The 8,617-nt window shown below is 60.4% G+C and carries 7 protein-coding genes; all 7 read left to right on the top strand.

Annotated elements, in window-relative coordinates:
- Nucleotides 1–129 precede the first annotated feature (129 nt).
- The 7 genes from NL64_RS27255 to NL64_RS27225 all read left to right on the top strand — a co-directional run bounded on the left by NL64_RS27255 (nucleotide 130) and on the right by NL64_RS27225 (nucleotide 8,604).
- Nucleotides 130–777: a TetR family transcriptional regulator C-terminal domain-containing protein gene (locus tag NL64_RS27255; protein ID WP_034151160.1), complete on the top strand. Its 648-nt coding sequence runs from the start codon at nucleotides 130–132 to the stop codon at nucleotides 775–777.
- Nucleotides 778–869: 92 nt separating this feature from the next.
- The gene (locus tag NL64_RS27250) at nucleotides 870–1,586 is read left to right on the top strand and encodes a response regulator (protein ID WP_034151159.1); all 717 of its coding nucleotides are present in this window, start codon (nucleotides 870–872) and stop codon (nucleotides 1,584–1,586) included.
- A 5-nt stretch (nucleotides 1,587–1,591) separates the two neighbouring features.
- The gene (locus NL64_RS27245; protein ID WP_034151168.1) at nucleotides 1,592–2,365 is read left to right on the top strand and encodes a substrate-binding periplasmic protein; all 774 of its coding nucleotides are present in this window, start codon (nucleotides 1,592–1,594) and stop codon (nucleotides 2,363–2,365) included.
- Nucleotides 2,362–4,623 carry a hybrid sensor histidine kinase/response regulator gene (locus NL64_RS27240; protein WP_034151158.1) on the top strand — a complete coding sequence of 754 codons (2,262 nt, stop codon included), beginning with the start codon at nucleotides 2,362–2,364 and terminating at the stop codon, nucleotides 4,621–4,623. The genes NL64_RS27245 and NL64_RS27240 overlap by 4 nt, the downstream gene beginning before the upstream one ends.
- Before the next feature lie 208 nt (nucleotides 4,624–4,831).
- On the top strand, nucleotides 4,832–6,244 hold the full coding sequence (locus NL64_RS27235; protein ID WP_034151157.1) for an amino acid permease: 1,413 nt from the start codon (nucleotides 4,832–4,834) through the stop codon (nucleotides 6,242–6,244).
- A gap of 363 nt (nucleotides 6,245–6,607) precedes the next feature.
- Nucleotides 6,608–7,399, top strand: coding sequence for an enoyl-CoA hydratase/isomerase family protein (locus tag NL64_RS27230; protein WP_034151156.1), 792 nt, complete (start codon nucleotides 6,608–6,610; stop codon nucleotides 7,397–7,399).
- Nucleotides 7,400–7,443: 44 nt separating this feature from the next.
- Nucleotides 7,444–8,604, top strand: a complete 1,161-nt coding sequence (locus tag NL64_RS27225) for an acyl-CoA dehydrogenase family protein (RefSeq protein WP_034151155.1) — start codon at nucleotides 7,444–7,446, stop codon at nucleotides 8,602–8,604.
- Nucleotides 8,605–8,617 lie beyond the last annotated feature (13 nt).

The raw sequence follows: 8,617 nt of genomic DNA, 5'->3' as shown, positions 1-8,617 counted from the left end.
CAAGCGAGCTTGCTCGCGATGCAGGCGACGCGGTTTTCAGGCTTACGCCACGCCACGTTCTTGCTGTACAGTCGTTCAGCTCGCCCGCACAACGCGAGCCCCATGATCGAATCCAGGAGCGAGTCGCCGATGAATCAGGAAGCCCGTTTTTCCCGCATGGAACCGGAGTTGCGCAAGGCCAATCTGATCGAGGCGACGTTGGTGTGCCTCAAACGCCACGGTTTCCAGGGGGCGTCGATCCGCAAGATATCCGCCGAAGCCGGCGTTTCGGTGGGGCTGATCAGCCATCACTATTCCGGCAAGGACGAACTGGTGGCCGAAGCCTACATGGCAATCACCGGGCGGGTCATGACCCTGCTGCGCGACGCCATGGAACAAGCCGCACCGAACGCCCGGGAACGTCTTTCTGCGTTTTTCCGCGGTTCGTTCTCCGCCGAATTGCTCGACCCGCAACTGATCGATGCCTGGCTGGCGTTCTGGGGCGCGGTGAAAACTGCCGAGGCGATCAACCAGGCGCACGATCATTCCTATGGCGAGTACCGCGGCATCTTGCGCAAAGTGCTGACGGAATTGGCGCAGGAGGAGGGCTGGGAAAACTTCGACGCCGATCTCGCCGCCATCAGTCTCAGCGCCTTGCTTGATGGTTTGTGGCTGGAGTCCGGACTCAACCCCGGCACGTTCACTCCGGAACAGGGCATGCAGATTTGCGAGGCCTGGGTCGACGGTTTGCAGGCCGGTGGACGGCAGCGCTTTTGCGTGCAGACGAGCAGCTGTTGATCGCCCGTTCAACAGTGGCTACTCTCTGGCGCTGACGCAGCAAAACACTCTAATAAGAAATGCGCCTTCGGGCATTTGCAGGACTCCAAGTAATGACGCCTCGGGTACTGATCGTCGATGACGATCCGCTGATTCGTGAACTGTTGCAGGCCTATTTGTCCCAGGAAGGCTACGAGGTGCATTGTGCCGCCACGGCGGAACTGGCCGAAAGCTTCCTGGCGAGCCAGACCGTGGACCTGGTCATGCTCGATATCCGCTTGCCGGGCAAGGACGGCCTGACCCTTACTCGCGAACTGCGCGTTCGTTCCGAAGTCGGAATCATCCTGATCACCGGACGCAATGATGAAATCGACCGCATCGTCGGCCTCGAATGCGGCGCCGATGACTACGTGATCAAACCCCTCAACCCACGCGAACTGGTGTCCCGGGCGAAAAACCTGATCCGCCGGGTTCGTCACGCGCAGACACCGCAACCGGTCGCAGCTGTCTCCAAACCAGTCAAACAGTTTGCCGGTTGGGCGCTGGACACCGACCGTCGCCGCCTGATTGATCCCGACGGTAGCGAGACCCTGCTGACCCACGGCGAATACCAGTTGCTCAGCGTGTTCCTGCGCAACAGCGGCCACACCCTCAGTCGCGACCAGTTGATGGACCAGATCCGCAACCGCGAATGGGTGCCTAACGACCGCTCCATCGACGTCCTGGTGGGTCGATTGCGCCGCAAGTTACACGACGACCCGGCCGAGCCGCAGTTGATCATCACCATCCACGGCGCCGGTTACCTGTTCACCGCCAGCCTGGCGGCGTGACGATTGTGGGGCGATGGCTCTGGCTGATGTTGGTGCTGCTGGCGGGCAGCACCTCGGCGGCAGAAAAGGTCCGCTATTGCGACTATCCGGTGTACCCACCGATATCCTGGAGCGACGGCAAGCAGGTGCGTGGCCTGGCGCCCAGTGTGGTGCAAAAACTGTTTGGCGAACTGGGCTACGACGTCGAGATCGTGGTGCTGGGCAACTGGAAGCGTTGCTTGCTTGACGCGGCCGAAGGTCGAGTCGATGTGGTGCTGGCCTACAGCAGCGCACAACGGGAACAAAGCATGCTGTTTTCCACGGTACCGGTGCTGCGCGAAGAGGTCGCGCTGTTCATCAATCGCCAGCATCCGGTGCAGTTCGAACGTCTTGAAGACCTGGCCAAGTACCGTGGTGGACTGCTGTTTGGGGAAAGCTATGGCGTGGAGTTCGATCGCATGGTCGCGCAAAACAACAACATCGAATGGGTTTCCGACAGCCGCCAGAACTTCGGAAAACTGATTCGCGGGCGCATCGATTTCATCACCCAGGAACGCCGCACAGGGCAGTTGTACATTGAAAGCCTGGCAGGGGCGCAAGACATCGTGGCGCTGCCCAAGGCATTGAGCGTGGACTATCTACGGGTGGCGGTGTCGCGCCTTTCGCCACTGGCCACCCGAATGCCGGAAATCAATGCGAAATTGCAGCGCATGGTCGATGCCGGCGACATCGAGCGCCTGCTCAATGAAAGCGAGGTCACCTACCGCGACATGATCAACCTGCCGGCGAACGCGCCATGATCCGCGCTCGCCCCGGTGGACTGTTGCGGCGTCTGCTGCTGTTCATTCTGTTGTTCAGCCTGTGCTTCACCGTGCTCGCCAGCACCGTGCAGTTGTACATCGAGTATCGTCGGGAAATGCGCGAGATCGATTCGCGCATGGAGCTGATCCGCGCCGGGTATCTGGCGAGCCTGGAGCGCAGTCTATGGGATCTGAACCAGGAGCAATTGAATGTTCAGTTGCGTGGTCTGGTGGATTTTTCCGACGTGGCGCGGGTGCACTTGACCAGCCCTGATTTTGACCTGCTGCAGGGTAATCCGGACCCGGTCGGCCCTTTACGCATCGAGCGATTCGCCTTGGACTACCAACCGCCGTCCGGTCCGTTGCGGCATCTGGGCGAGCTGGAAGTCAGCACCGATCTGGGCGCGGTGTATCAGCGCCTGTACACCACGGGGTTGACCAGCCTGCTGTGGATGAGCGTTTTCCTCTGTGGCCTGGCGGTGGCGCTGTCCGGGTTGTTTTACCGTTTGGTCACCCGTCACCTGCAAGTCATGGCCGACTTTGCCCGACGCATCGCCGCCGGTGAATGGCACGAGCCGTTGCGCCTGGAGAAGCGTCGTGGCGTCTTTCAGGACGAAATCGACACCGTGGCCCACGCCCTCGACGACATGCGTCGGGCGATCCTCAGCGATATCGACCGCCGGGAAACCGATCGCCTGGCCTTGCAGGACAACCGCGATGAATTGGTGCGCATGGTCGAGCGCCGCACCGCCAGCCTGATGCGCGCCAAGGATGAAGCGGAAGCGGCGAACCAGGCCAAGTCGAGGTTCCTGGCAACCATGAGCCATGAATTGCGCACGCCGCTCAATGGCATCCTCGGCATGGCCGAGTTATTGCGCGGTGCGAGCCTGGACCGACAAGACAGTAAACGCCTGGACGCCCTGCACAAGGCCGGCGAAGGCTTGCTCTCGATCCTCAATGAAGTGTTGTATTTCGCCAAACTGGAGGAGGGCGTCAGTCAGCCGGAGCCGGTGGATTTTTCGCTGCGTCAGTTGCTCGATGAGGTTCTCACGCTGCTGGAACCCAAGGCGCTGGACAACGACACGATCCTGCTTTGTCGGGTCGATCAGCGAGTGGCCGGGCATCACCATGGCGCGGAGCAGTTCTTGCGCCAGGTCTTGAGCAACCTGTTGGCCAACGCGATCAAATTCACCGAGGGCGGGGAAGTCAGCGTCGAAGTGGCGTTGCTCGCGCAGTCCGAAGGTCAGAACGGGCAATGCCTGCGGGTGAGTATCACCGACAACGGCATCGGCATTGCGCCGGCCATGCAAGCGAAGATTTTCGAACGCTTCACCCAGGCTAGCGAAGCAGTCGCACAGCGCTTTGGCGGCACGGGATTGGGGTTGGCGATCTGCAAGCATCTGGTGCAGAAGATGGGCGGCAGCATCGGCGTCAGCAGTGAAGTGGGGCGCGGCAGTTGTTTCTGGTTCGAACTGACGTTGCAGCCGGCCAGCGGCGTCGTTGAGGTGGAGCCGGTGCGTACGGCGGGGCCGGCGCTGGACATTCTGGTGGTTGAAGACGTGGCGCTCAATCGCGAAGTGGCCGAGGGCCTGCTACAACGGGACGGGCATCAGGTGTGTCTGGTTGAAGACGCTGAACAAGCGTTGGCGCAATGCGCTGTGCGGACTTTCGATCTGATTCTGCTGGATGTGCATTTGCCGGGCATGAGTGGCGTCGAGTTGTGCAAACAGATCCGCAACCACCACGGGCCGAACCAGCAAACGCGCATCTTCGCCCTGACCGCCAGCGTGCAACCGGCGCTGGTGCGCGGGTATCTGGACGCGGGCATGGATGGCATCCTGGCCAAACCGTTGAAGCTGGCTAATCTGCGTCAGGTGTTGGCGGGGCAGGCGACTGCCGCCGAGTTGGAGCCGGGCGACGACGCGGTGGACTGGCCGCTGCTGCAAACCCATCGCACCTTGCTTGGCGAGCAAAAAGTACAGGGGCTGCTGGCGGTGTTGCGCGACTCGATCCTGCAACACCGTGACGCACTGAGCGAAGCCATAGAAGCCGACGATTACACTGAAGTCGCACAACTGGCGCATCGCTTGGCCGGCAGCAGCGATTCGCTGGGGTTTCGTGCATTGGCGTCGGTGTTGCGATCGCTGGAAGCGGCGGCGTTACTCAACGATGAATCGGCTATCCGCTCGTTGCTGCCGTCCGTTCAAGCGCAAATAAATCGCTCGCTGCACACCCTCAAAGGCCTGTTGCAGAGCTGACGTACAGTTTTGTTACGACTTTCTACAATTTCGATCTTTACGTACAACGTGACCTTACATGGCTTTCCAATAATCGACGCAACCGCCGCAGCGCGGTCTTCGAAGCTTATTGGAGATAATAATAATGAATTGCCGTAAAGCTGATCCTTCCCTGCGCCGTGACGACCTGTCATGCGCTGCTCACCTCACCGACTGCTGAGGTGCCGACATGAGCGAAAACATTGACCGTAAAGGCATCCAACTGACCCGAGCCCTGAAGAGCCGGCACATTTTCATGCTGTCGCTGGGTGGGGTGATTGGTACTGGCCTGTTCATGGGCTCCGGCGTCACCATCAATCAGGGCGGTCCGGTGGGGGCGATTCTGGCCTATCTGGTCGCCGGGTTCCTGATGTATCTGGTGATGGTCTGCCTCGGCGAACTGTCGGTGCAAATGCCGGTGTCCGGTTCGTTCCAGACCCACGCCACCAAATTCATCGGCCCGGCCACTGGCTTCATGATTGGTTGGGTTTACTGGATGAGCTGGGCCACCACCGTGGGCCTGGAATTTACCGCCGCGGGCATGCTGATGACGCGTTGGTTTCCTGCAGTGCCGATCTGGTACTGGTCGGCGTTGTTCGTGGTGGTGCTGTTCGGCATCAACGCGATGGCGACCCGTGCTTTCGGTGAGGCGGAATACTGGTTTTCCGGGATCAAGGTTGCGGCGATTCTCGGGTTTATCGTGGTCGGTGTGCTGGTGATCTTCGGCGCAATCCCGCTGACCAGCGGCGCACCGGCGCCGATGATGACCAACCTGATCGGCGACTCGTTGTTCCCCAACGGCCTGTCCGCCGTGTTCGCGGTGATGATGACCGTGGTCTACGCCTTCCAGGGCTGCGAGATCATGGGCGTGGCGGCCGGCGAGACCGATCAACCGGAAAAAAGCATCCCGCGTGCCGTGCGCAACGTGGTGTTCCGCGTGCTGATTTTCTACGTGCTGGCGATCATCGTGCTGTCGGCCATCGTGCCGTGGCAGCAGGCGGGCCTGATGGAAAGTCCGTTCGTGCAGGTGTTCGACATGGTCGGCATCCCGTTCGCCGCCGACCTGATGAACTTTGTGATCCTCACGGCGATCCTGTCGGTGGGTAACTCCGGGCTGTACGCCTCGACCCGCATCCTCTGGGCGATGTCGAAAACCGGCATGGCGCCGAAGAGTCTTTCGCCACTGAGCAAGCGCGGCGTGCCGTTGCGCGCCTTGAGCATCACCTTGTGCTTCGCCTTGGTGTCGCTGATGACCAGTTTCGTCGCTGCGGACACCTTGTTCATGGTGTTGATGGCGGTCAGCGGCATGTCCGGCACGGTGACCTGGATTGTCATCGCATTGGCGCAGTACAAATTCCGCAAGGCCTACTTGCGCGATGGCGGCAAACTCAGCGATCTGAAATATCGCGCGCCGTGGTTCCCGGTGTTGCCGCTGATGTGCATCACCCTGTGCTGCTCGTTGTTCGTGTTCCTGGCGCTGGATGAAACCCAACGGCCATCGCTGTACTGGGGCTTCGGGTTTATTGCGCTGTGCTATGGCGCGTACTTCCTGGTCCATCGCAAGCGTGAGGTCGAGTTGGCGCCGAGCTTGCCGACTGCTTAAACGCCAATGCAAAGAGAAAACGCGGCAGGTGACTGTCGCGTTTTTTTATGCCTGCGAAAAATCGACAAGATCAAAAGATTGCAGCCTCTGTAGGAGCCGCCTTGCTGGCAATGGCGCCCTTGTGATCGCCATCGCCAGCAAACCGGCTCCTACAGTTCGAATGTCGGCGTTTGTTCGAAGTTGTAACAACCAATCCTTCGCCAAACCTAAATCAGTCAATTAAGTCAATAAAATCAACGTGTTATCGAATTATGTAGCTTGTTACAGCTCATTTATTCCACGATTGCCGCCTTACTGAACACTCGTTTAGTATGGCCGCAAGTCGCATCACCTCAAGACAAGCAAAATAATTCGAGGACCCGCATGACTACTCACGATTCTCTGCTCAGCCAGGTCGAAGCAGGCGTTGCCTGGATCACCCTCAATCGCACCGCTCAGCGCAATGCGCTGGACATCCCGACGCTGAAAAATCTTCACGCTTTGCTCGACGCGTTCAACGCCGATCCTGCGGTACGGGTGGTGGTGTTGACTGGCAGCGGCTGCAGCTTCTGCGCCGGCGCCGACCTGGCTGAATGGGCCGAAGCCGAAGCCCGTGGCGCACTGGAAACCTACGGCTGGACCGAAACCGCCCACGCCCTGATGACGCGCCTGCACAGCCTGGACAAACCAACCATCGCCGCCATCAATGGCACCGCCGTCGGCGCGGGGATGGACCTGACGCTGTGCTGCGACTTGCGCATCGCCGCGCAATCGGCACGCTTCAAGGCCGGCTACACCAGCATGGCCTATTCGCCAGACGCTGGCGCCAGTTGGCACTTGCCACGGCTGATCGGCAGCGAACAAGCCAAGCGTCTGTTGTTCCTCGACGAATTGTGGGGCGCCGACCGCGCATTGGACGCCGGCCTGGTTGGCGACGTTTGCGCCGACGATCAATTGTTGAGCGTCACCGGCGAACTCGCCGCACGCCTGGCTGCCGGACCGACCTTTGCCTTTGCCCAAACCAAGAAACTCATGCGTGAAGGCGCAGACCGCAGCTTGCCCGAGCAACTGCAAGCGGAACTGGCCGCCGGCCTGTTGTGCGGTCGCAGCGAAGACGGCAAAGAAGCCTTGCGCGCCGCCATGGAAAAACGCCCGGCACGTTTTATCGGTCGCTAAGCCCCGGCAAAACCTCTATCCGCACACGAACACAGGTAGCACCCATGAATTTCCAACTGACCCAAGAACAAGAAATGTTGGTGGACTCGGTACACAGCTTCGTCGAGAAGGAACTGCTGCCCTATGAAACCGAGGTGGATCGCGCCGACGAAGTCTCCCCGGAACTGGCCGCGCAGATTCGCGGCAAGGCGATTGCCGCCGGTTTCTACGCCTTCAACATGCCGGAAGAGGTGGGTGGTGGTGGCCTGGATTACCTGTCCCAGGCGCTGATCGAGCGTGAGTTGTCGAAAGTGTCATGGGCACTGCACGTGTTTGTCGCGCGGCCTTCGAAAATCCTCATGGCCTGCACCGGCGACCAGATCAACGACTACCTGTTGCCATGCATCCAGGGCGAGAAAATCGACTGCTTCGCCCTCACCGAACCGGGCGCCGGCTCCGACGCCAATGCGATCAAGACCCGCGCCGTGCGTGAGGGCGACGACTTTGTGCTCAACGGCAGCAAGCACTTCATCAGCCACGCCGGTCATGCCGATTTCGCCATTGTCTTCGCCGTGACCGACACCTACGAACACAACGGCCGCAAACGCAACGCCGTGACTTCGTTCCTGGTCGACCGCAACACGCCCGGCATGACCATTCGCCGTGGGCCGAAGTGCGTGAGCAACCGTGGTTACCACACCTTCGAAATGTTCTTCGACGACTGCCGCGTACCAGCCTCCAAAGTGCTCGGTGAAGTCGGCAAGGGTTGGGAAGTGGCCAACGCCTGGCTCACTGCCGGACGTGTCATGGTCGCCGCCAACTGTGTCGGTCAGGCGCAACGCGCACTCGATTGCTCGCTGCAATGGGCGGCGGACCGCAAACAGTTTGGTCAGGCCATCGGCAACTTTCAGGGTGTGTCGTTCAAGCTCGCCGACATGGCCACGCAAATCCGCGCGGCGGAACTGCTGACCCTGCACACCGCCTGGAAAATGGATCAGGGCACCATGACTGATGGCGAGGCCGGCATGGCCAAACTGTTCGCCAGTGAAGTGTTGGGTAGAGCGGCGGACGAGGCCGTGCAGATCTTTGGCGGCATGGGCCTGATGGATGAAAGCCCGGTGGAACGCATCTGGCGTAACGCGCGGATCGAGCGGGTCTGGGAAGGCACCTCGGAAATCCAGCGTCACATCATTTCCCGCGAACTGCTGCGGCCGCTGTTGCGCTGATTGCCCGGAGAAT

Origin of the sequence: Pseudomonas fluorescens (genome assembly GCF_000802965.1) — a bacterium.
GTDB classification, from domain to species: domain Bacteria; phylum Pseudomonadota; class Gammaproteobacteria; order Pseudomonadales; family Pseudomonadaceae; genus Aquipseudomonas; species Aquipseudomonas fluorescens_A.
Note: the sequence above shows the minus strand (reverse complement) of the source record. Positions and strands in the feature narration are given on the sequence as shown.